This is a genomic window from Lentibacillus sediminis (assembly GCF_002763455.1).
GTDB classification, from domain to species: Bacteria; Bacillota; Bacilli; order Bacillales; family Amphibacillaceae; genus Lentibacillus_D; species Lentibacillus_D sediminis_A.
On the sequence record NZ_NIXK01000003.1, the window covers coordinates 329410 to 353321 of the forward strand.

Sequence of the window (23912 nt, forward strand, 5' to 3'; positions counted from 1 at the left end):
AAAAGAAAACGGGTAAATTCCCTGGGTTCGGGGAAAAGAAATAATAAATGCCGTACTTGTCGGCAGCAGTGACCAGAAAAGCAGTTAACTTTTTAAGCATTTGCTTCTGGGAAAGGAGATATGCAGGTGGAATCCGCGAATCGATTTGAACAAGATTACCACACATTATACGAAGAACAATGGAATAAATTGAATGCCGCACTGAATGAAGAATCCATGGAAGCTTTTCGCGAAGAATTTCTGGAACTCCACCCATATGATCAGGCCGTTTATTTCGCCCTCCAGCTTCAGGCAATTCGTTTAAATATTTACGCGTATTTATCACCGGAAGAAGTTGCCGAAATCATGGAGAATGTAGAGCTGGAAGATACCAAGATCTACTTTACCGAAATGCACCCGCGCTTTGCTTCCATGGTGCTGGCAGAAATGTCAGCAGATAATGCGGTGGATATTTTAAATCAGCTGGAAAAAGACCAGGTTGCCAGCTTCCTTACGATTATGGATCCGGAAGAAGCAGATGAAATAAAACAGCTGCTTCACTATGAAGAAAAAACAGCCGGGAGTATCATGACCACCGAATATGTGGCCATACTTGACAGCAGCACTGCAAAAGAAGCCATGCAGCATCTAAAGAAAGAGGCGCCCGAAGCGGAAACCATTTATTATATTTATGTACTGGATGAGGATAAGCGCTTAGTTGGCGTGCTCTCGCTCCGTGATTTGATCATTGCCGAGGAAGAGGTGCGGATTGGTGACATTATGAGTGAAAAGATTGTAGCCGTTTCGGTGGGGAAAGACCAGGAAGAGGTTGCCCAGATGATGCGTGATTATGACTTTCTTGCCTTGCCGGTCGTCGATTTTCAAGACCATTTGCTGGGGATCATCACGGTCGATGACATTCTTGATGTCATGGAAGAAGAAGCCAGCGAGGACTACTCCCGTCTGGCGGCGGTATCCGATACGGCCGGAAAAGATGATAATGCGTTCGTTTCCGCCAAAAAACGCCTGCCGTGGCTGATCGTGCTGCTGTTTTTGGGTCTGTTTACCGCAAGCTTGATCGGACGTTTTGAAAGCACGCTTGAGCAAGTCGCTGTCCTGGCAATCTTTATTCCACTGATCGCCGGGATGGCAGGGAATACTGGGACCCAGGCGCTGGCAGTCGCCGTGCGCGGACTCGCCAGTGGAGATTACGGCAAACAGGGCAAAGCCAAGCTGATTCTGAGAGAAGCAGGAACCGGCCTGATTACTGGTACAATCTGCGGGGTTGTTATAGCTATCGTGATTTATGTATGGCAGGGCAATATTTATTTGGGGTTGCTGGTTGGCATTTCGATTATGGCCGCCTTGATTGTGGCAACCTTGGCAGGATCACTTATTCCGATACTGATGGACAAGCTGAACATCGACCCTGCTGTTGCATCCGGCCCATTCATCACCACCATCAATGACATTATTTCTATACTGATCTATTTTGGCATGGCCACTGCTTTTATGGGGCTGTTGGTTTGATTGATTGGTTTTGTGAAGAAAAGCATCCTTGGCGGGGTGCTTTTTTTTTGGTGGGGTGTTAAGGTGGATGAAATCAACCGGGGTAACACCAACATCCCCCATCAGCCCACACACATTTAAAATGCTGGGTTCATATAATGGGTAGACGCATAACCCAAAGGAGAGTGAATAAAATGGGGAAGAGAAAATTTGCAGGGAAGCCGCTGATGTATGTGCAGCAGCCGGATAATCGCAAGCCAAAAGCTCCGATGCAATCAGTGTACAGCTCACCGAAGAAAAAGAAGAAGCCCGCCTCAGATACAGACACCGAAAACACTGAGAAAAAGCCAGTGAAGCGTAAGCAAGCCTCACAGAAGAAAAGCCCGGATAAGAAAGAGTCCAACAGTGGGAAAAACGAAAAAGAAACCGACACTTCTCCGGAAAGCAAGGAGAAAGAAGAAATAGAAGAGAAAGAAGAAACTCCAGAAAAAAAGCCATTTAAAGACATGGACATAAGGGAAAAGGTTTTGTATTTTATGGAAAAACCGGAATATGTACCGAAGAAGAAATGCGAAGTCAAAACATCCGGAAGAAATTACCGAGGAATAATTATCGATTTCAAGGAAGAAATCGTCTGGATGCGAAGCGGGAGACGATCTGTCAAGATTCCAATTGGTGATATAAAAGAAATCCGCATGCTAGGGTTTTAAAGAAAAAACACCATGGAGAAAGGAAGAACCTTTTCCATGGTGTTTTTTGATTTTCTTCAAACTTAGTTGAAAGCGTCGATTGCAGGAAGGCAAGTGACGTGGCAGAAGCAATCCAGACTAACTGTGATACAAATGCCAGTCGCCCGCAAGTCATCAGTCTTTTGCTTGACAGGGCTTTTTGGATCGTCTTTATCATATTTATCATCGTATCTGTCGTCTCTGTCGTATCTGTCATCGTCATCGTCGTCATCGTCGTCATTGTCGTCTCTCAGCAGTTCAAGGACAGCACAGCAATCATCATCCACTTTTTTCACCCGGAAGAAGAAGCTTGCTTTGATGTCACCGATGCAATCTGGATCGGCACCATACCCTTTAAACGGTTTACAGCCATCTTTGCAGTACAGAATGACAGGAACAGTATCCAAGCCATTGCCGTTGTCTGTATCTCCCAGTAAATCACTGATGGACTGTTCGCAGCTGGTGTCACAGCAGTTCTCTACGACATCATTTTGCGCATCAGCAATCTCGCGTAGAATGTCGCATACGCAGTTGCCTGTGTTGAAGTCTTTTCCACAACCCATAAATTATTACTCCTTTCAAGATGAATTGACTCAGTTGTCTCTACTAGAGTATGTGTAAAGCCCTGTATGGTGTGGGCGTTCCGCTTAATCTGGAACAACTTGCGGGATAAACGCAATAATTTTAAAAAACGGGCGAATGTCCATAGCGAAAACCCATCCAATACGTAGACTGATTATGAGCATATTGACTGAAGGAGTGAACGTAAATTGTCACAAAAAAAGCAAGTCATTCATGTGAAGGACTTAGTGATTAAAGCAGATAATGTCCATGTGGAGCGAACGAGAAGACGGAGAAAGAGGGATCCATTCTTTGGTTTCCCAATCGAAGAAAAAGAGGAATCCCATGATTACAAAGAAAGAGAAGTGTATCAAGAGAAAGAAGACGACAAAGAAGGCAGCGAAAACAAAGATGACAAAGACAGGTACCGCTTTTAACCATAAAAATAAAGCAGCTCCCATAATCGGAAGCTGCTTTATTTTTATGAGCATAATTTTTTGGCAAAAGGGGTATAGATAAATAATTACCTGGAATAGTCAAAAACAAAAAATTCAAGCGAATACTATAGAAAGTCAGGGAAGGAATGGGATTGCAATGGGCTATATACTGCCAATAACTCACTATCAGTACAACGATTACCAGAATCGCATAACCGAACAAAAACGGGTTCCGTATATGGTTGAACGGCCGTTTAAAGTAGTGCTCGAAAAACAGCATGAAGAAATCAACAGTGAATATGAACGTCTGAACATAAGCGGCGACAATGCGGACGATATGGCTATTCAAGCAGCAAATGCACGCCCGGAAGCAGAAAAAGTATATGGAGATTTAACCGGAAAGGGAACAAACTTCTCAAGCAGTGTCTAATCCCAGGGTTCGTTCCCTTTGTTGATGTACGGCATCGCGAGAAGGTTTTCCCCTTTCCGGTATTCCGCATAAAACACTTCTTTTACGGAAGAAAACCCTTGCTCCCTTAATTTCTCTGTCAGCCATTCGTCGGTCAGATTCTTTTCCCTCAAGTTATCATAAATAATCTCACCATCATTAACCAGAGTGGAGGACAAGCTAATGTCTTGTTCTTGGAGTTGCATGTCCTTAATCGTTGGCGTCTGGTAAGCTGATTTTCTAAGTACAGAGACGGTTCCATCTGTTTCCAGAACTGCAAACTCCACTTCCCTTAGTGAGAAAATCTCCTTTGCCCGGAGCAAATGCTGCAGTTGATTAATGTCCAGTTTGTTCTCCTTCATTACATCCCTAATCAGTTTCCCCCGGTACACCACAATTGCGGGTTTCCCTTCCAGTATACCACGGGTACCCTTGTATTTCTGAGTGATGATTTCTGTAATATAAATTAATCCTCCCCAAAGGACGATAACAAAAGCAATTTCCGGAACGCCTGCTTCTCGGTCAAATAATGCATTGCCAACCAGTTCTCCCAGGATTAGCGCAGAAATAAAATCAAACGCCGTAATTTGCGAGATCTGGGTTTTTCCGAGAATTTTTGCCAGCACCAACAGTGCTAAAAAGCCAAAAATGATCTCATAAAACATTGATAAATATTCCTGCATCCATTACGCCCCCTTGTTAAGCTATTGATTAGCTTAACCGAAATGGCAGAGGAGCATGCATGGAAGGCTTTCCATAAAAAACGCCCTGGTGTCAGGCGAGACAAGAGTGAATACAGTGAATCTGGATACTGCAGCCAAGAGAATTTGTTAATTTCACAAAACAAAAGGAGTACTTGCGCGGTTAGGCGAGCACTCCCTTTGAAGTATACCTTTATAATTTCTTCGTCATCGTTACATGTGGTATACCGGCATCCATAAATTCACCGGAGACCGTTTCATAGCCGAGCTGTGCATAGAACTTTTCGGCATGTGTTTGCGCGTTCAGCTTGGACTTCTTGTATCCTTTATCAGCAATTACTTTCTCCATTTCCTTAATCAACCCGGAGCCATACGCCTTGCCGCGATGCTCCTTTAACACACAGATTCGTTCCAGTTTGCCGTAACCATCCGCAAAACGCAGACGGCTGGCAGCAATTGGCTGGCCATCTTCATAGCCGATAAAGTGAATGGCTGTTTCGTCATACGCATCAATTTCTTCTTCCGGCGGCACTTTTTGCTCGTCTACAAACACGGTCGTGCGCACCTGGAAAGCCTGCTCTTTGTCATCGTTCGATTGGATAATTTTCACGTTCATTGTTATAGCTGTTCCTTTCCAAATACAAAGGTTTCATATACGGTCCATGAACCATTTTCCAGCTGATACAATAACTGAAAGCGGTCAATCTCGTCTTCCAGCTTGAACTGCCGCATTTTCAGGCTGCCGTAAACATCGGAATATTCATCTTCAACCAGTTTTTGCGCAATTGTAATATGGGGAACGAAGGAAAACTCCTGATTGTCGGGAAAATCACCCTGATGCATTTTCTCCTGCAGGTCAATCAGCTCCTGAATCGGCTCTACCTTCAGATAAATCGTATTCGTCACAGGCGCGAAGGTGCTGACTTTATTAATGTTGATGGTAAATGGATCGGTATCATTGGCAATCCGTTTCAGCTCTGTCACCAACTCATCGATGAGCGAGTCGCTTGCTTCAAATTGCTCCTTCAGCGTAATATGCGGCGGAATCAAGGCATAGTGAGGATCATAGCGTTTTCTGTATGAATTTGCTTCGTCTTGGATCTGTTTTGTCGGGAAAATTGCTATTCCATAGTTCATTTGGAAAACCTCCAATTCGTCGTTTTCTGTATTCCTTACCGAGCTCATCTGAAAAGTGTGTGCTTAGATTTAAGATTACCCTCTATTATAACAGAAAATGCACCTGGATTGTTAAATAATTATAAAAATTAATTAAACATTGTTGTCAGCACACGTTTCATGTCATTTTGCCAGTACTTCCACGTATGCTTGCCTGCATCGAGTTCATGGTAAATATAATCAGCGCCGGTTGCTTCAATCAGCTCATTTAACTCTCGGTTGACCGTGGTAAAATCGGCTGTCTCGCCATCGGTCATTTTCACGGCAGTTTCATCCGTCCCAATAGTGTGGTAAATATCGACCGAGTGAATATCGCTTGCCTCTTTTACAGCCTCCAGCACAGTATCATCGACATATGGCGACTGCATAATGACCTTGCCGAATGTGTTCGGATATTTAAACGCAGTCATCAGCGCAAGCGTCCCGGCAAGTGAATCTCCCATCAACGCCCGGGATTTTCCCATATGATAGGTGGGGAGTTCCTCATCCAGGAGGGGTACCACTTCATGCACTAAGAATTTTGTATAAGCTGCGTTTTGCTCCCCGGAGGGATGATATTTTTTCCGCCGGTCAAATTTATCCTGATAGTGAATGCCGGCAAAAACTGTGTTGTTTATCTCCGCACTGTCATGGAGCCGGTCACTCAAGGTGGCGACCCTTCCCATCTGGAAATAATCATCCCCGTCCTGCATGATGCAGATATTGTATTTATACAACCTGGAGAAAGACTCTGGCTTGTATATTTTCACCGTCATCTGTTCTTTAAGATAGTCACTGTCAATCGTTCTTTCGGTAAATGTGCCTTTCCTGCCCAATTTTAACACCTCAATTAAACTGAGTTTCTGCATACAATTATAGCCGTATTAGTTTGCTTTTTCTAATAATTGGCCTTTATACAGGTCGTAATAGCGGCCGCCTCTGGCAATCAGCTGTTCATGGCTGCCTTTTTCTATGATTTCCCCATGTTCGAGCATGATAATCGTGTCAGCTTCCTGAATCGTATTCAAACGGTGGGCGATCACGAAACTTGTACGGCCCTTCATCAGCCGTTTCAATGCTTCCTGGATTTTCAATTCGGTAATCGTATCAATATTGCTTGTTGCCTCATCCAGCACGAGGATAGTTGGTTCGGCAAGCAGGGCTCTGGCGATGGTTAAAAGCTGCTTCTGTCCCTGGCTGATTCCGGAACCTTCCTGATCGAGTACCGTGTCATAACCCCGCGGAAGCTGAACAATGAAATCATGGGCATTAGCGTTTTTCGCTGCCTTGACAACATCTTCATCACTGGCACCCAGTCGTCCGTAACGGATATTTTCCCGGATGCTTGCATGAAAAAGGAATGAATCCTGCAGCACGAATGCCATCTGGCGGCGCAGACTGCTTCGCTTAATATCTTTTAAATCTACACCATCCAGCAAAATTTTGCCAGCATCATAGTTATAGAAACGTGAGATGAGGTTGATAATCGTCGTTTTCCCAGCCCCGGTATGGCCGACGAAAGCAACCGTCTCATTCGGTTTTGCCTCAAAACTGATATCTTTTAGAATGGGCGAGTCCTCATAGGCAAAATTTACTTTTTCGAATTGAACGTGTCCGTTAGTGGAAGATAGCTCTCTCGCTTCCTTTTCATCGGTTTCTTCCTGCGTCTCATCCAGCACATAAAAGACGCGCTCCGCTCCGGCAATGGCTGAGAGCAGCAAGTTGAACTGGTTAGACAATTCATTAAGCGGACGGGTGAACTGCCGCGCATATTCTGTGAAAATGACGATCACCCCAACGGTAACAAGGGAGGTATTGATCGCCAAAATCCCGCCAACCAGAGCGATCATGCCAAAACTGAGGTAGTTCAGCATGTTCATTACTTTAGGAATCAGCCCGGCAATGGACTGTGCCCAGAATCCGGAATGCATCAGCCTGTTATTTCTTTCCCCGAATTCGCTGACGACCCTGTCTTCCTGGGAAAAGGTCTTTACGACATGCTGGCCCGAAACGATCTCTTCCACATAGCCATTAACTTCTCCAATGTCTCGCTGCTGGAGTTTGTACAATGGGCCGGTCCGTTTGGTGATCCATCTGATGGCAAAAAACATCGCCGGAATAATAGACATGGTGACAACCGTTAGAATAGGGCTGAGATAAAGCATGACCGCAATGGTTCCCACCAGCGTCAGGATACTGGCAAAAATCTGAATCACCGACTGATTGAGTGTATTGTTTACATTGTCGATATCATTGGTCAGCCTACTCATTAATTCCCCGTGCTGCCGCTTATCAAAATAGGAAATAGGCAGGCGGTGAAACTGTTTGAACAGCTGCTCTCTCAATGTATATACCGTGTTTTGCGCAATGCCAACCATCCAGAAATTTTGCAAAAAGATGGAGAGGGAGTGGAACAGGTAAACAAATACCAGGCCAATCAGCAGCATGCCAAGCCCTGCTGTTTCACGCGTGACGATATATTCATCAAGGGCCATCCCGACCATAAACGGACCTAGCAGGCTCAGCCCCGAGCTGGCCACTACCATCAGAATAACCAGCGAAAGTTTCGCTTTTTCCCGAGCCAGATAAGCCCAGATTCGCTTGACGGTGCCAGATACATTCTTGGCGCGCTTGCGGCCATCCGCTGTGATATTCTCCAAGTCTATTTTTTTGTATTGAAAAGCCGCTTTCCATTGGCTATTTGGCATTTGCATACTCCTTTCCGAACTGAGACTCCACAATCCGGTGATATAAATCAGATGTTTCCAGCAGCTCATCATGCGTGCCTGCAGCCAGAATTTCCCCATTATCCATCAGTAAAATGCGGTCCGCGTCACTGGCAGTGGAAATTTTTTGAGTGACTATTAGAGTCGTGCAGTGATATTGCTGCACGGCTTCGAGTAATCGCGATTCTGTTGCCAAGTCGAGGGCGCTGGTGCTGTCATCGAGCATGAGAATTTTTGGATGACGAATCAGAGCACGAGCAATGGAAATCCGCTGCTTCTGCCCGCCGGACAAGTTCACACCTTTTTGCCCAACTCGAGTTTCATATTGATCAGGCAGTTCCATAATCGTATCATGAATTTGCGCATCTTTGGCCGCCTGTATAATCTCATCGCTGGTCGCATGCTTTTTGCCCCAGGCGATGTTGTCGGTAATAGTGCCGGTAAACAGCAGCGGGCTCTGGGGCACATAGCCAATTCCGTTGCGCAGGTTCTCCAGAGTATAGGAGGCGATAGATTGATCATCAATCCGGATTTCCCCGCTGTCTGTATCGTAAAGCCGTGGGAGCAGCTGGAACAGGGAGGTTTTTCCCGAACCGGTGGCTCCGATGATCGCCAGCTTTTCTCCAGGATTTGCGGTAAAAGAAATATTTGATAGCGTTGGTTTATCCGCGGTGGGATAAGTAAAGGTAACCTGCTGATATTCCACCTTGCCGTATGTCGCGGTCTGTTCCGGCTTTGCGTCTTCATGGTCGAGCATCCCGACATCCAGGGTGAACACCTCATTCAAGCGTCCCACCGAAGCCTTCGCCCGTGACAGGGCCATTATAATGAAGGAAAACATCGAAATCGACATAGACACCCTTAGTGCATAGTTGACAATCGTGACAACTTCCCCGACTGATGTCTGCCCGGCAACTGCCTGCATATTGCCAAACCAGATAATGAAAATAAGGCTCAGGTTCATCACAAACAGCAGCACCGGCATGGAGGATTCCACAAATCGGAACCCCGTCTTGGTGGAATTCGCCAGGTCACTGTTGGATTCAATAAACCGATTCTCTTCGTGATTCCGCCGCACAAATGCCTTGATCAGCCGCATGCCGGCAAGATTCTCCTGCATCACCCGGTTCACACCATCGACATTGTGCTGAACTTTATTAAACATTCTACTGGCAATTCGCATCACCCAAAATAAAAAGAGGATGAGCAGCGGCACAGTAATAAGGAAGATAAGTGCAAGCCTTGCGTTGACAACAAATGCCATAATCACTCCGCCAAGTACGGTCAGCGGGGCTTTGGCCATAATACGCAGTCCCATGAAAACAGTATTTTGAATCTGGCGAACATCATTGGTGAACCTTGTTACTAAGCCAGAAGTCGGATACTGATTCAAATTTTTGAAGGAAAAAGACTGGATCTTCTCAAATAACTTCTGGCGAATGTCGTACCCGAATGCAAAACTAACGTGGGCAGAATAAAAAGAGTTAAAGACTCCCGCCGCCAAAGCAACAAGGGAGAGGCCAATCATAATGCTTCCCCACATAACGATAGTATTTAAATCCTGATTCATCACGCCCTGGTTGATCATCAGCCCAAGGAAAAGAGGCAGCAGCAGTTCGACTGCAAGCTCAATAAGCATCATCCCATAAGCAATGATTATTGGAAATTTATATGGTCTTAAAAAGGAAAAAGTCTTCACAGGAAACCCCCATCTGTACAAATGACTATCCCTTATTATAAAGCGAAAGGGGGGATTTTTCCAGTTTTATTTCGGGTTACGAAGTTTGTTGGGGGAGGGAGAGTTATTTTTAGGGCAGGAAATAATTTCATTTGACAGGCCAGGTGAAATTTAATATAGTTATAGATGCACTGAAAAATATACCATACACGATTCCGTAGCTCAGTTGGGAGAGCGCATGCTTGACAGGCATGAGGTCGTTGGTTCGAGCCCAATCGGAATCATAATTGAGAATCCTTGTTATGAGGGTTCTTTTATTTTGTCTTCTCATACCTGTCATTGTAATGGTCCCCATATGCTCCCTGATACTCATTGAAAATCTGACTAATTATTTATAGCCGGTCGATCTGATCTAACGGGAAGATTAACACATTTAACAAAGCCTTCTAACTTGGATGTTTCTGGTCTTGAATTTGATGAGATTAATTTAAAGGCGGTTGTTGAGGACGCTTTGAAAGAATTAGATAATATGAAAGCTGGATTTATAAAATTCCTTTAGGGGATTACCGACAGGATTAATTAATCGCCCTTTAGCAGATAACACATAAAGCTTCATTTGTTATAGGATAATATCTTGGAATTGATCATAAGTGTACCTAAGGACGGTGTATGAGTTGAGGATGAATAGCACCTATGAAGAGTTCGAACAACTAAGGCAAGAAACAGATAATATTTTGAGTTTATTGACGGTGTTATTTACATGTCTCCGTCACCAAGCATAAAGCACCAAAAAATTTCCTCTTATTTACATGGTGAATTCTACAATGCACTGAAGGGGAAGGATTGCATGTATTTTTTACTCCAACCGAAGTATTAATTGATAAGGCTGGCGATGCCAAAAAAGGGTCGTTCCGGAATTGTTTGTCACTTATGAACTGGATGATTTATCAGAAAAATAATTTGTAGAAGCTCCTGAATTTATCATAGAAATTTTAAGCCCTTCTAGCCGAACACATGACTTGGTGACGAAGCTGAATCTTTATATGAACTATGGCATATGCGTTAAAGAATATGGGATTGTTGACCCTACAAAGAAACACATCATGATATATACGATAAATGAGGACGACAGCAATGAAATGCAATTTGATTTGGTTAATGAAGGCACGGCAGCTTCCAAGACCATTGTGTCTTTTAAGATTAACCTGACAGATCTGTTCAAATAACCTCAGTTAGTGGAAAAAGCCTGGCAAAAATGCCAGTCTTTTTCCTTCCATTAAATTACCTCGGCGGCCGGTTCTGCCGGTATTTCTTATCATCCTTCATGGCATTCAATTCTTCTTTGCTTTTGTTCTTTTTCTTCTTTCCTTTGCTCATGGTTATCCCTCCTTGCTATGTTAGTTTGTACTGCTTAAAAAAATGTAGCCGCAATTTTTGGAACAGGAAGTTGGCGGAAATTTAATTCCTGTTGTTTAATGTATCCATGTCTTTTGGCGTTTACCCTCCTGGTGAGTTAAATGGGGCATATGCCTATTGCCCTTTATGTAAGAAGAAGGTGATTAATCCTCCTTCTTTTTAAACCTCTCCAACTCCTGAACAGCTTGATCAAATTCGGTTTTCGTCATTTGGTTGGTAGCTAATAAGGAACAGAGCATTGCGTAGGCAAGCGGTTCTGTATCTACCGCAACATTCACATCTACATCGGAATTACCGCTGTTACCGACAGAAGAACGATTTATTACCTTTTCGTCTGAGGCAAGTTCGTTCCTTTTCACGAATTGATTTTTATTTAGTTTTCGCTTCATAACTTCCCCCTCACTTGAAAAATACTGTAGAAGCGGGATAATCATCTCCCGCTTCCCGTATTATTTCTTCCAATGTTTATCATCTTCTTCGCTTTCGGGATGAACATCGACATGGACACGTGCATTGCCGCTTTTTTCTACTTTTGCTACAGCAACATTGCGGTTTTTCAAATCATTATCATTGTCCAAATCATTATCGACTTTAATATCGCTGTCAAAGTTTACCTTTGATTTTGCATTTGCTCTAACTCTGCAGCCATTTCGATTTCCATTGTTGTCCGTTTGCTGACCTTGAACCATTTGCTGGTCTTGATTCTTCCGTTGATCATCGTTCCTTTCTTGGGCTTGGCCCATTTGCTGACCTTTGTGCCTCCGCCGATTTTGCCCCATTTGTTGTCCTCGGTATTTCTTCCACATAATATCCCTCCTTTCTTCTTCAGGCTTAATAGCATCATATTCATTTTCACTGTTAGCGCGTCGGCTAGTGCACCGCGGCATCGACACATTCTGCTGCAGCAAGTAAAACATGCGTATATTCGTGCAGTTTCATAGACAGTTACTTATATCATTATGTTTTCCATCTTAGAAAGAAAACGCTGGTGGCTTTTGGATTAACCTGACATAAATTCATTCTTTAACAGACAAACTAAACACGATATATCAAATCAAACAGCCAGGAGGAAAATCAGATGTCAGAGGAAAACAAAAACCGCAACAAGGATAAGCATGAGCAGAACAATAAGAATCGCTTTAACAAACAAAAGCCGGATGCCGATGTGGAATTTGCTAAGGACAGGGAATTTCTTAATCTGGATAATAAACGGAACAAGCGGTATCGATAGCGGGCGTGGCATGAGGATTAACAATCACGAGTAGTAAGAACTGCCATAAAAAGTATTCCAAAAGGGCTGCTGGATAATGGCTCAGCGGCCCTTTTTCTAATATTCTTCAACTAATTAATGCACTAAAAACATATTCGTTGCTTATCTCTGTCGAATTATATTATGCTTTTATTTATATGATCATTTTATCCTATGTTCAAATCTTCACATGTATTCGACATAGTAGCAAATCAGCGGGAAAAGGAGAACAACCATGCAAATAGGAATCGACAAAATAGGCTTTTTTGCACCACATCTTTATTTGGATATGAATAAATTGGCAGAGGCAAGAAATATAGAGCCAGAGAAATTTACCATCGGAATCGGACAGGAAAAAATGGCTGTGCCGCCTATCACACAGGATACGGTTACATTAGCTGCAAATGCGGCGCTAAACATACTGGATGAGGAAGATAAACAGCGAATAGATTTTGTCATTTTCGGAACAGAATCCGGAGTTGATCACTCCAAATCAGCAGGTGTTTACGTACACCGTTTATTGGGTCTTAATCCCGACGCACGGGCAATTGAAGTAAAGCAGGCGTGCTATGGAGCGACTGCAGGGATACAAATGGCAAAAGGACATATCGCGTTAAATCCGGATTCCAGGGTGTTGGTCCTGGGTTCGGATATTGCCCGGTATGGCCTCGAAACTGGGGGAGAGGCAACCCAGGGAGCAGGAGCTGTTGCGATGGTCATCAGTGCAGACCCGAAAATTCTGGCTATTGAAGAGCACCACGCCTATCGCACTAATGATATTATGGATTTTTGGCGCCCGATCTACTCGGACAAGGCGTTTGTCGACGGGAAATTTTCTAATGAACAATACATGGCATTCTTCGAGAATATATGGAATCAATATAAGGAAAAATCTGGCTTGACCCTGGGTGATTTCGAGGCGATTTGCTACCACCTGCCTTATACAAAGATTGGACTCAAAGCTTTACGCACAATTTTGACCGAAGCAGACGAGGACAAACAGGAGCGGCTTCAGACCAATTACAAGGCAAGTTCGCAGTATAACCGAAATGTCGGGAACATTTACACCGGGTCACTGTATTTAAGTCTGCTTTCTCTCATTGAGCAAAAGAAAGATTTGCCAGCAGGCGCGCGAATCGGTTTGTTCAGCTATGGCTCCGGCGCAGTTGGAGAATTTTTCAGCGGAGTTTTGCAGCCAGGATTTCAAGAACATTTACATGTGCAGCAGCATGAAGAGTTATTTGCTTCAAGAAAAGAGATCTCGGTTGCTGAATACGAAGAAATTTTCCAAAATACGCTGCCTGCAGACGGCTCAGACATTGAACTGAATACTCAGGATGATCCTGCAGCAATCTGTCTGTCCGGTGTGAAGGACCATATGCGACAATATACGAACAGGGCGGATTAATCACCTGATGGAAGTAAATAGCCATTCTCATTTACAGTTGAGGATGGTTATTTTTACATGAAAGAGGGGGGCGCCAAATGAAAGTTACTGTCATCGCCGACACGCACATGCCGAAAATGGCCAAGGAACTGCCAGCCAGACTGGTACAAGAGCTAAATACAACGGACTTGATTATCCATGCGGGTGATTGGAATTCAATCGATGTCCTTCAATGTCTCGCGGCATATGCTCCGGTAAAAGGTGTATATGGTAATGTCGATAGCGAGGAAATCATTGAGCAATTTCCGGAGCGGGAAATCCTGCATATCAGCGGTCATAAGATTGGCGTTGTCCATGGGCACGGTACAGGGAAAACCACGGAAAAACGGGCACTGGATGCTTTTTCCGAGGATGTTGTGGAGATGATCATTTTTGGCCATTCGCATATTCCCATGGTAAAATACGTTAAAAAGATTCTGCTCTTAAATCCCGGCTCACCGACTGATAAACGAAAACTGCCGTACTATTCGTTTGCTGTGCTGAATATCGACAAGGAGATTCAAGCAGAACTTATATTTTATCAGGAAAAGAGCAGTTAGTCAGGGACGTGAGTTTTACCAGCGTTCCATAGAAGAAATGAAAAAGGCGGTTTTACGATGAATGTCCGAATCGAGCTAACCTATAAAACAGCAAAAGGAACGGAGACATCTTTCACTTCAGATGAGATGCGTGCAGTTAAAGCGCTGCTGATTGCGGAAGACCTGGAAAAGACTGGACGTGCAAAGGACTTAGTGTTCATTGATAAGCACGATACTTCATGGACACTGAAAGAACTCCGAAGATATCTGCAGGAAATCAAAACAGAACCCCACAATGTGACTGTTTATTTTGACGGCGGATTTGATCTGAAAACGAAAAATTCCGGTCTGGGCTGTGCAATATATTATGAACAAAATGAAAGAACATATCGCCTGCGGAAAAATGCATTGGCAGATGAGCTCGACACAAATAATGAGGCAGAGTATGCCGCATTTTATCTGGCGCTGCAGGAACTGGAAGCGCTTGGTGTCCATCATTTGCCTGTTGAATTTACCGGCGATTCCCTGGTGGTCATCAATCAGCTGGACGACGAATGGCCAACTTATGAAACGGCGCTGTCCAGATGGGCGGATCGAATTGAATGGCTGCTCGATAAGCTAGGTATTGATGCGGAATACCATTTGGTTTCACGAAAAGACAATCGGGAAGCGGACCATCTGGCTTCACAAGCTCTAAAGGGAGTGGAAATTTCAAGTGTGATTCAAATTGATAAATAATGAGCCGCTAAAGAGACCCCCTTTCACTATTATAATCGTATCTAAAAAGAAAATGGTGGCAGTATATCACCAAATCCGGAAAACTTTCGATTATAGGAGTGAAAGCGGTATATTTCTAGCAATCTGTGAAATCGGCGAGTGTACGGCCAAGTCGAGCGACCCGCACCCAGAGTCGAGCGAACCCAGTTCAAAGTCGAGCGACTCGCACCCAAAGTCGGGCGAGTCCAGCCCAAAGTTGAGCGAGTCCAGCCCAAAGTCGAGCGAACCCACCGCAAAGTCGCGCGACCTCCTCATCCACCTCAAATAAAATTCCCTCAAGCAAACACCTGAAAAGTATATTATAATAGACCCATAGATAACTCGTACACAAAATAGGAAAGGAGCCGATATGATGAAGTTTTTCCATACGGCGGATTGGCATTTGGGCAAGCTTGTGCAGGGAGTGTATATGACGGAAGATCAGCGCTTCATTTTGGATCAATTTATCAAAGCAGTGGAAGAGGAGCAGCCGGATGCAGTGGTGATTGCCGGGGATTTGTATGACCGTGCGGTGCCGCCGACAGAGGCGGTTCATTTATTGGACGAGGTGCTGGATAAAATCATTAACCAGTTGAACACACCGGTTTTAGCGATTGCCGGGAACCACGACAGTCCAAGCAGATTGCATTTTGGCAGCAGGCTGATGGGTCAGAATGGATTTCATATCATCGGCAACTTCAGCAAAGAAATGAATCCTGTCATTCTGCATGATCAGTATGGAGAGGTTCATTTTCACTTAGTGCCATACTGCGACCCAAGCGTGGTCCGGGCTATATTTGCGGATGAAGAGATTCGCTCCCATCAGGACGCTGCACGGAAAATTATAGATGAAATCAAGCAAACCATGGATCCGGAGGCCCGTCATGTCTTCGTCGGTCACAGTTTTGCGACGCCATCCGGTGAGGAAGAGGAGAATACCAGTGATTCCGAGCGGCCACTTTCGATCGGGGGCGCGGAGCATGTGGATGCACATTTATATAAGGCTTTCCACTATACTGCTCTTGGCCACTTGCATCAAGCGCATTATGTTCTGGATGAAACCATCCGTTATGCGGGATCCATTTTAAAATACTCCATTTCCGAGGAGCATCACAGAAAAGGGTTCAACATCGTCGAAATGGATGCGGACGGTAAAGTTAGTGTTGAAAAACAAGAACTCACGCCAGTCCGTGATATTCGCACAGTAGAAGCAACCATCGATGAGCTGATGGTGTATCCGGTTAATGAGGATTACGTGTTTGTCCGTTTAATGGATGAAGCGCCAGTGCTTTCCCCAATGGAAAAAATCCGTTCCGTTTTCCCGAATGCCATGCATGTGGAAAGAAATCATGCATTTAATCCTGCGATTGCAGGCAATGAGACAAGATCGGAAAACCGCAGCAGTATGAGTGATTTGGAATTGTTCCGGGCTTTTTATAAGGAAGTAAAAGGGAGCGAGGTTTCCGAGGAGTCAGAAGCAATTTTTAATGAAGTATTAGAGGAGCTTTTGCAGGAAGAGAAACAGACTGTCGAGAAATCGCCAGCACTCACATCTATCAAGCAATAAAAGGGGGAGTCGACGTTGAAGCCACTGAGATTAACTATGACCGCTTTTGGGCCGTATAAGGATACGGAATCCATTGATTTTAGCGAGCTGGAAGAGAATAATTTGTTTGTGATTTCCGGTAATACCGGTGCGGGGAAAACGACGATCTTTGATGGAATTTGTTTTGCCTTATATGGCAGCGCGAGCGGCTCGGACCGGGGAGATTACAACATGCTGCGCAGCGATTTTGCCGAAGATCATATACATACATCTGTGGAACTGGAATTTGAGCTGAACGGCAAAACTTATCGGATCATGCGGCAGCTGGGACATTTAAAGAAAGGGAATAAAACAAAGACCGGCGACCGCTGTGAATTTTTCGAGAAAGTGGACGGGAGAGAAATTCCTTGTGTCGACCGGCAGATGGTCAGGGAAATTGATCAAAAAGTCGAGGTCATTATCGGGCTGACGAAGGATCAATTCAAGCAGATCGTCATGCTGCCCCAGGGTGAATTCCGCAAATTGTTAACTTCTGAGACAGAAAATAAAGAAGCGATTTTACGGAAGATTTTTAAGACGGATTCTTATAAACAGATGAACGAGCTGCTCCGTGAGCGGAAAAATCAGGCGGAAAATACGTATAAAGAGAAAGAGTACATGTTGGAGCGGCATGTTTCGGATATTATCAGTGTCTTGCCAAGGCGGGAAGAGTCGTCATTATTCGGAGTGCTGGCCGAAGAGCATCACAATGTGCATCAAATCCTGGCGGGTCTGGAGAAGGAAAAGGCGTTTTACCAGGATAAAATCCAAAACGATCAGGAAGCGTCCGATAAAGCGTTCCAGGAGCGGGAGCGAAAGCAAAAAGAACTTCATCAAGCGGAAACCGTAAATGAACAGTTTCAGCAACTTGATCAGAAAGAAAAGCAATTACGAGAGCAGAAGGAAAAGATCCCGGCTGTTGAGGAGAAAGAAAAGCAGGTGACAGCAGCCGAGCGGGCAAGCGGTCTTCTTGCTTATGAAAATCAAGTGAACGACCGTCGACGGGAAGAAACAGAGAAAAAACATGTTTTAACTAATGAGGAAACAGCCAAAAAGCAGGCAGATCAGCAATATCGGACAGCTGAGACTACCTATCAGCAGGAAGAAAGTAAGAAGGGGAAACGCGAGACAGTTAGTAAAAAGCTGGATCAATTGCATGAACTTTTCCCGGCTGTTCAAGAGATGGACGAGGAGAAAAAACGGCTGGCAGCTCTTAAAGATAATAGAGATAAAAGCAATAGTAAGTGGGAGCAAGCGAAGGCTGCACTGGAGAAAAAGCGCGCTCAGCTGGAAAAGGCGGAAGAAAAAGTAAATGTTCTGGAGCGCAATGTCAGCCAGCTGCCGGATAAACAACAGGAACTGACTCATGTACACCAGCAAGTTAAGGTGCTTGCTGGATTTCTCGAAAAACAAATGCAGCAAAATGCGCTGGATAAAGATTTACAGCGAAAAAAGGCGGCTTATCTCCAGATTAAATCCAAATATGATCAAATGAATGAAGCGTGGCTGAGTAATCAGGCTAGCCTGCTCGCCGCTCACTTGCATGACGGAGAGGCATGCCCGGTTTGCGGAAGTGTGGAGCATCCGGACAAGGCTGAAACTCATGAAGGTGCAGTCAGCAAGGAACAGCTGGAATTACTGAAAAGAAAGCTCGATGAAACGGAAAAATTATATCGGGATTCAGATGTTAAAAAAAGCTCGAACACCTCCCAGCTAATGGAGAAGGAACAGGAACTAAAGACATATGAGATAGCTGCTGAGAAGGCAGCAGAGACGAAACCACATTTGGAGCAAAGAGAGAAGCAGCTGGATGAAGAGGTACAAACATTAAAACAGCAACAGGAAAGTCTGAAAAAAGGCAGGGAATTTCTTGTAAAAACAAAACAAGAAATAAAACAACTGGAATCCGACAACGAAGAACTGGAGAAGAATTTCCGCGTTCAGGATACTGACTACCAAAAATCGCTGGCAATTTACCGGGATAGACTGGGCAAAATTCCGGAAGAGATTCGTGTGTTGGCTGAACTGGAAAAGCAGATGAAAGAAACAAAAGCCCAGCAAACACAGTTGGAAGAAGCATGGGAGAAGGCGCAATCAGGTCTTCAGCAAGCCAAAGAACAGCTGACTAGAGCAGATTCCAATCACACACATGCAGGAAAACAGCTCGAGGAAGCCCGTGAAAAAAGGAAGAAAGCGGAGGAGCAGTTTAAAACTGCATACAGTGATGCAGGATTTGAATCCGAAGAAACCTACCAACAAGCGAAAATGCCGAGCACGGAAAGAGAGCAATTAAAAACGAACATTCAGCAGTTTAAAGACGACCTCACTGCTCTGAAACAAGCCACAGCTGATTTAAAAAAATCCTTACAAGACAAAAAGAGGGTGGATCTGGCGGCCATTCAAGCGGAATTGGATCAGCTAAAAGAGAGGTATGAAAAGGCGTTTAACACCCTAAATCAGTCCAAAAACTTTCACAAAGAAATCGAGAAGTTCCAGTTGAATATTCAAGCCGCGGATGAGCAGGTAAAACAGCAGGAAAGAAAGATGGCTGCCATTGCAGACTTATATGACGTTATTCGGGGACAAAACAGCCAGAAGATTTCTTTTGAACGGTATTTACAGATTGAGTATTTGGAGCAGATTATTGAAGCGGCAAATGGACGGCTGAAGCACTTGTCTAATGGCCAGTTTAATCTGATGCGCTCAGACCGACAGGAGTCACATGGACGTCAAAGCGGGCTTGGACTGGATGTTTATGATGCGTACACAGGGCAGACCCGTGATGTGAAGTCCTTATCCGGCGGAGAGAAATTTAACGCTTCACTCTGTCTGGCGCTTGGCATGTCGGATGTGATTCAAAGTTTTCAGGGCAATATTTCCATACAGACGATGTTTATCGATGAAGGGTTTGGCTCACTGGATGAAGAATCTCTCCATAAATCGATTGATACATTGATCGACCTGCAGCAAGGCGGGCGGATGATTGGAGTGATTTCCCATGTGCAGGAGCTAAAAAGTATGTTTCCTGCCACACTGCAGGTTGCCAAAACCAAGGAAGGCCACAGCGAGACGAGGTTTGTGGTGAGCTAGGAGGAGACGGAATGCAGATGGTGGTCAATCAACAAGAAAGAATGGGGTGCAAAGTGCGTTAATTCGTCAGCGTTTGCATCGGGCTGTTATAGAAGACTGTGGGTTCGCTGCCGGTCAAGCAGCGTTCGGATCTGTCAGTCAAAATAATATGGAGCGCGCAGGAATGAAGATCGCTTATACGAAGGCAATATGGACGGAGAGAGAAGGTTAACTTTTAAGTAGATGAGCGTCTGGATGTGAATGGGACCATCCGGGCGTTTTTATTTGGTGGGTTAAAAATTGGGAAGCTGGAGAATCGAACCGAGTGAGCAATCTCAACTGCAAGCCGAGGGAAATTCAAAAAGAGGTTACTTCTCATTTTTTGCGTTGTTGTCCTTTTATAAGTCTTAAGTTAAAAACAATGATTCATGAAGCTTTCAATTTTTTAAAGAAATTTTCATGAAATGTTATGAATATTATTGATCCAGTTCTTTTTTCAGTTCATTTTGTCCTTGATCATGTTGCTCAGAAGGCTTTTCAGTTGGATCCGGTTCCAGTGCATCATTAGGGGTTCCACATCCAACCAATAAATCAACAACATTAAACACAGCATCACTTTTTAAGAAGACGTTGGTTTCTTTATTAAACCTTTGTTAGGAATAGATGATAGTCACTAAGTCTATAATAAAGCTTTAGAATGTTTTAAAAGCAGCGAAGATAAAGGGTAGCGAGGTATTTAAATGAAAAAGAAAAAGTTGGATCTCATTGCTTTAGCGTCCATACCCCTAGTCATGACACTAGGTAACTCCATGCTGATTCCCGTACTCCCAATGATTGAAAAGGAAATAGGAATATCTGCTTTCCAGTCCAGTTTGATCATAACGGTGTATTCCGTTGTTGCTATATTACTGATCCCTATAGCTGGTTATTTGTCAGATAAAATCGGCAGAAAGAAAGTAATCATACCTAGTCTAATTATCACAGGGGTCGGCGGAATCGTCTCAGCTTATGCTGCGTGGAAGATGGAGAATCCCTATATGATGATTTTAGTGGGCAGATTTTTACAGGGAATAGGAGCATCTGGTGCTTTTCCTGTAGTTATCCCTACTGTAGGTGATATGTTCGACGATGAAAAACAGGTCAGTGAAGGATTAGGGCTGATTGAAACGTCAAATACTTTCGGTAAGGTTTTAAGCCCGGTATTTGGGGCGTTATTAGCTGTGATCATTTGGTTTATTCCGTTCGCTTCTATTCCCTTGCTTTCCCTATTGTCAATCCTATTAGTATGGAAGTTCGTGAAGGTGCCAAAAAACGATGACGACCAGAAGAAGACTCGTTTTTCCCATTTTAAGCGATCAATAAAAAAAGCCTTTCATGATAACGGACGGTGGATGATATCGATCTTTATTATTGGATGCATAAATATGTTTGTGCTATTTGGGTTTTTATTCCACCTATCTTCCTTGTTAGAGGATGAATATAATGTGACGGGTGTGTACAAGGGATTATTACTAGGGATTCCATTATTGTTTCTTTGCATGGCTTCTTATATTAGCGGCAAGAAAATTGGTGAAAATAAAGTGATCATGAAATGGGCGATTGTTATCGGAAATGCGGCAGCTGCTGCTTCGCTATTTTTTATAAAACATGATACAAATTTGGTCATGCTGCTTGTGTTATTGTCAATTGCTGGGATCGGGATTGGCTTATCCTTGCCTGGCCTTGATGCGTTAATTACCGAGGGTGTAGAAAAAAAGGTTAGAGGAACAGTGACTTCACTCTATAGCAGCATGAGGTTTCTGGGAGTTGCGACTGGTCCACCTGTTATTGCTATTTTAATGTCTAGATATCCAGACATGCTATATATAAGTTTGGCTTGCTTAAGTATTCTAGCCGTCTTAGTTACATTGTACGCGATACGCCCTTCTTCTGAAAAAAAGCCTCAAGTTAGTTGAAGTACGACTGGGAGCTGGCTCGTGTGGCTAAGTTTTAATCTCAGGATATCCGAGAGCAAGGCTATTTCAGTCACAACAGCCCGTTGTATGACTCGCCGTTCCAAATGATTCGTGTTTTTGGCATTTCCTATCAGTTTGCTGGTGAGAATATTGCCAGAGGACAAACCTCGCGCAGCAGGTTACCAATGCCTGGATGAACAGTCCCGGCCACCGCGCCAATACCTTCACCCATATTGGGGTTGGTTATGTCGAAGAAGGAAATTACTGGACGCAAATGTTTATCAGTAAATAATGTACAGAAAAAGACTCCATCATCGCGGATGGAGTCTTTTTGTTGCCGGGTTACCGCGGGTTGCGGCACATGGCCGGAATAAGAAAAATGTCAATAAATAACCATACCCATAAAAATACAAGTGGAATCCAGCCAATAAACAACCATGTGGTTGCCCAGCCGAAGATGCCTAATAATAATTGGATGATACCTGTACCGACTCGGCCAGTATAAAACCGGTGAATTCCAAGCTGGCCGAGGAAAAACCATAGAACATAAGCGATTGCGTAACTTTTTTGTGCCATTCTGCTCTTCCTTTCCTATTAAATCCGTTTGCTGCGCTTCTTTGCAAAATCATACCAGATTATATTATGTTCTTTCCCGAGATGTTCGTCAAGCATGCGTTTTTTATTGAGCTTTATTTTAATTTGAGGCAGGGTCTCTGTGGAGTGTTGCCGAATAATACGTTATGCTCATTTTTAAAAGACGATGAGAAAGGGTGACAGGATATGGATTTGTCTTTTTTGTTTACAGATGCCATTCAGGAAGTGATGGATTTAAACCCTGGCTATGACGACCATGCCAGTGATGTATGGCTGGTTAAAACAGATCGGCAGGAAGTCGTTGTCCGTACATCCAGAATGACGCAGGAACCGGATAATGATTTTTGGTGGGGGTGCAAGCAATTATTCGGGATTGATCCAAGACAGGTGCATAATTTGGCATATGTAAATAATACGTTAAGTGAACGTACGCCAATTCCTGTCCCAATGGTTTTAAAGAAGGGAAAGAAACATTCAAGAGAATATGTAGTCGTAGAAAAATTAGAAGGTCAAGCGATGGTGTCTTTTATTGGGCAGTCATCTACGGTGATGCAAAGTTTGGGAGAAGGGATGGCAAAAATTCATCAGCATCAGGAAAAATATATCGGAAATCCGTCCGGCAGTTTTCAGATAGAACTGGGTGTATTTCATAAGTATCTGAGTAAAGTTATGACCCAATTGGTCTCCAAGTTTTATCAAGATGATGAACAAATTCAACGTTTACTTCCAGAGATAAATAAGCTGCTGGAAGATTTGCCTGCTCCCGAACTTTCCACCTTCGTTCTTGTGGATATAGATCCTACCCAATTTTTATCGAACGGGAATGCCATTAGCGGGCTGGTTGATACGGAGGCTTATGTGGTTGCCCCAAGAGAATTGGATTTTATTGGGCTGGAGTACGTATTGGATCAGGCTTCTGCAAATGATTTTAGGAATGGGTATGAAAAGGTCTTGCAAATTCCTGATCTGACGAATTGCAGAGCACCATACCGCTACTTGTATCGATTGCTGTCTGTGCAAGGGGATGTGGAGATAGATAAGTGGATGGGGTGGGAGGAGTTGTTCTGATCGTATATAGCCTGCCAATTGGTATTTCACAAATGTAATAATGACTTTGGCTCTATTGCTTTTTGAATTATAATCGTTGGGCAATTTATCTACCTTTACCTAAGGAAGTTGAAAAAATGTTTGAGGATCGCTGACATGTGAAATTATCATTTAAACAGCAATTTTTAACAAAGGTGGTATAACATAATGGCAGATAAGCAAAATAAGCATAATGAAGATTCACCGGAACAACTAAAGAAAGAGAAGGATCCTGAGCGGGATATCGAACCGCAGCGGGAACAAGGCACGGAATCGAAAAAGCAAAAGAACGAGAAAAAATAAAAGGGGGGAGGC

General features: G+C 43.8%; 23 protein-coding genes, 1 tRNA gene and 2 pseudogenes. 16 read left to right on the plus strand and 10 right to left on the minus strand.

What is annotated here, in order from left to right; all coding sequences use genetic code 11:
- The first annotated feature begins 120 nt into the window (after window positions 1–120).
- Both mgtE and CEG13_RS08790 read left to right on the plus strand, forming a co-directional pair.
- Window positions 121–1509 carry a magnesium transporter gene (gene mgtE / locus CEG13_RS08785; RefSeq protein ID WP_100011494.1) on the plus strand — a complete coding sequence of 463 codons (1389 nt, stop codon included), beginning with the start codon at window positions 121–123 and terminating at the stop codon, window positions 1507–1509.
- Between the two features lie 173 nt (window positions 1510–1682).
- Window positions 1683–2198: a CotO family spore coat protein gene (locus CEG13_RS08790; RefSeq protein ID WP_158234665.1), complete on the plus strand. Its 516-nt coding sequence runs from the start codon at window positions 1683–1685 to the stop codon at window positions 2196–2198.
- A 62-nt stretch (window positions 2199–2260) separates the two neighbouring features.
- On the opposite strand, the gene CEG13_RS08795 is transcribed toward CEG13_RS08790, so the two are convergent.
- Window positions 2261–2779: a CotY/CotZ family spore coat protein gene (locus CEG13_RS08795; RefSeq protein ID WP_100011496.1), complete on the minus strand. Its 519-nt coding sequence runs from the start codon at window positions 2777–2779 to the stop codon at window positions 2261–2263.
- 207 nt (window positions 2780–2986) lie between these two features.
- On the opposite strand from CEG13_RS08795, the gene CEG13_RS08800 reads away from it, so the two are divergent.
- Window positions 2987–3214 (plus strand): hypothetical protein, encoded by a 228-nt coding sequence (locus CEG13_RS08800; protein WP_100011497.1) that lies wholly within the window; start codon window positions 2987–2989, stop codon window positions 3212–3214.
- Between the two features lie 157 nt (window positions 3215–3371).
- A complete protein-coding gene (locus CEG13_RS08805) occupies window positions 3372–3644 on the plus strand; it encodes a hypothetical protein (RefSeq protein ID WP_100011498.1) in 273 nt (90 codons plus the stop codon).
- Here CEG13_RS08805 and CEG13_RS08810 read toward each other — a convergent pair.
- From CEG13_RS08810 to CEG13_RS08835, 6 genes are all read right to left on the minus strand, one after another.
- A complete protein-coding gene (locus CEG13_RS08810) occupies window positions 3641–4345 on the minus strand; it encodes a DUF421 domain-containing protein (protein ID WP_100011499.1) in 705 nt (234 codons plus the stop codon). The two genes, CEG13_RS08805 and CEG13_RS08810, sit on opposite strands and share 4 nt — an antisense overlap.
- Before the next feature lie 211 nt (window positions 4346–4556).
- Window positions 4557–4979, minus strand: a complete 423-nt coding sequence (locus CEG13_RS08815; protein ID WP_100011500.1) for a GNAT family N-acetyltransferase — start codon at window positions 4977–4979, stop codon at window positions 4557–4559.
- A 2-nt stretch (window positions 4980–4981) separates the two neighbouring features.
- The gene (locus CEG13_RS08820) at window positions 4982–5500 is read right to left on the minus strand and encodes a YjcG family protein (RefSeq protein WP_100011501.1); all 519 of its coding nucleotides are present in this window, start codon (window positions 5498–5500) and stop codon (window positions 4982–4984) included.
- A gap of 128 nt (window positions 5501–5628) precedes the next feature.
- On the minus strand, window positions 5629–6354 hold the full coding sequence (locus CEG13_RS08825; RefSeq protein WP_100011502.1) for an alpha/beta hydrolase: 726 nt from the start codon (window positions 6352–6354) through the stop codon (window positions 5629–5631).
- Between the two features lie 48 nt (window positions 6355–6402).
- Complete coding sequence (locus tag CEG13_RS08830; RefSeq protein ID WP_100011503.1) at window positions 6403–8226, minus strand: ABC transporter ATP-binding protein; 1824 nt, start codon at window positions 8224–8226, stop codon at window positions 6403–6405.
- Complete coding sequence (locus CEG13_RS08835) at window positions 8216–9886, minus strand: ABC transporter ATP-binding protein (protein ID WP_100011539.1); 1671 nt, start codon at window positions 9884–9886, stop codon at window positions 8216–8218. Before CEG13_RS08835 ends, CEG13_RS08830 begins: the two co-directional genes overlap by 11 nt.
- A 247-nt stretch (window positions 9887–10133) precedes the next feature.
- On the opposite strand from CEG13_RS08835, the gene CEG13_RS08840 reads away from it, so the two are divergent.
- Window positions 10134–10206: transfer RNA gene (locus CEG13_RS08840), tRNA-Val, on the plus strand.
- Between the two features lie 690 nt (window positions 10207–10896).
- Window positions 10897–11148, plus strand: a pseudogene (locus CEG13_RS19235) (Uma2 family endonuclease); the annotation flags it as partial.
- A gap of 333 nt (window positions 11149–11481) precedes the next feature.
- On the opposite strand, the gene CEG13_RS08850 reads toward CEG13_RS19235, so the two are convergent.
- Both CEG13_RS08850 and CEG13_RS19090 read right to left on the minus strand, forming a co-directional pair.
- Window positions 11482–11727, minus strand: a complete 246-nt coding sequence (locus tag CEG13_RS08850; RefSeq protein WP_239984601.1) for a hypothetical protein — start codon at window positions 11725–11727, stop codon at window positions 11482–11484.
- 60 nt (window positions 11728–11787) lie between these two features.
- Window positions 11788–12144: a hypothetical protein gene (locus CEG13_RS19090; RefSeq protein ID WP_239984602.1), complete on the minus strand. Its 357-nt coding sequence runs from the start codon at window positions 12142–12144 to the stop codon at window positions 11788–11790.
- Window positions 12145–12416: 272 nt separating this feature from the next.
- Between CEG13_RS19090 and CEG13_RS18890 the strand changes: the two genes are divergently transcribed.
- The 8 genes and pseudogenes from CEG13_RS18890 to CEG13_RS18965 all read left to right on the plus strand — a co-directional run.
- Window positions 12417–12569, plus strand: a complete 153-nt coding sequence (locus CEG13_RS18890; RefSeq protein ID WP_192869529.1) for a hypothetical protein — start codon at window positions 12417–12419, stop codon at window positions 12567–12569.
- 253 nt (window positions 12570–12822) lie between these two features.
- Window positions 12823–13995: a hydroxymethylglutaryl-CoA synthase gene (locus tag CEG13_RS08860; RefSeq protein ID WP_100011505.1), complete on the plus strand. Its 1173-nt coding sequence runs from the start codon at window positions 12823–12825 to the stop codon at window positions 13993–13995.
- 77 nt (window positions 13996–14072) lie between these two features.
- Complete coding sequence (locus CEG13_RS08865; RefSeq protein WP_100011506.1) at window positions 14073–14573, plus strand: metallophosphoesterase family protein; 501 nt, start codon at window positions 14073–14075, stop codon at window positions 14571–14573.
- 57 nt (window positions 14574–14630) lie between these two features.
- Window positions 14631–15290 carry a reverse transcriptase-like protein gene (locus CEG13_RS08870; RefSeq protein ID WP_100011507.1) on the plus strand — a complete coding sequence of 220 codons (660 nt, stop codon included), beginning with the start codon at window positions 14631–14633 and terminating at the stop codon, window positions 15288–15290.
- A 391-nt stretch (window positions 15291–15681) separates the two neighbouring features.
- A complete protein-coding gene (locus CEG13_RS08875) occupies window positions 15682–16875 on the plus strand; it encodes an exonuclease SbcCD subunit D (RefSeq protein WP_100011508.1) in 1194 nt (397 codons plus the stop codon).
- A 15-nt stretch (window positions 16876–16890) separates the two neighbouring features.
- Window positions 16891–19983 carry an AAA family ATPase gene (locus CEG13_RS08880; RefSeq protein ID WP_100011509.1) on the plus strand — a complete coding sequence of 1031 codons (3093 nt, stop codon included), beginning with the start codon at window positions 16891–16893 and terminating at the stop codon, window positions 19981–19983.
- A gap of 719 nt (window positions 19984–20702) precedes the next feature.
- The gene (locus tag CEG13_RS08885; RefSeq protein ID WP_100011510.1) at window positions 20703–21917 is read left to right on the plus strand and encodes a bacillibactin exporter BcbE; all 1215 of its coding nucleotides are present in this window, start codon (window positions 20703–20705) and stop codon (window positions 21915–21917) included.
- A pseudogene (locus tag CEG13_RS18965) lies at window positions 21914–22209 on the plus strand (CAP domain-containing protein); the annotation flags it as partial. The gene CEG13_RS08885 and the pseudogene CEG13_RS18965, both read left to right, overlap by 4 nt.
- A 50-nt stretch (window positions 22210–22259) precedes the next feature.
- On the opposite strand, the gene CEG13_RS08895 reads toward CEG13_RS18965, so the two are convergent.
- Entirely contained in the window at window positions 22260–22493 is a 234-nt protein-coding gene (locus CEG13_RS08895) for a TM2 domain-containing protein (protein WP_100011511.1), read from the minus strand.
- A 204-nt stretch (window positions 22494–22697) separates the two neighbouring features.
- Here CEG13_RS08895 and CEG13_RS08900 point away from each other — a divergent pair, with 204 nt between their 5' ends.
- Together CEG13_RS08900 and CEG13_RS19240 are read left to right on the plus strand one after the other, a co-directional pair.
- Complete coding sequence (locus tag CEG13_RS08900) at window positions 22698–23579, plus strand: phosphotransferase (RefSeq protein ID WP_100011512.1); 882 nt, start codon at window positions 22698–22700, stop codon at window positions 23577–23579.
- Between the two features lie 186 nt (window positions 23580–23765).
- Window positions 23766–23900 (plus strand): hypothetical protein, encoded by a 135-nt coding sequence (locus CEG13_RS19240; protein ID WP_275661800.1) that lies wholly within the window; start codon window positions 23766–23768, stop codon window positions 23898–23900.
- Window positions 23901–23912: the final 12 nt, after the last annotated feature.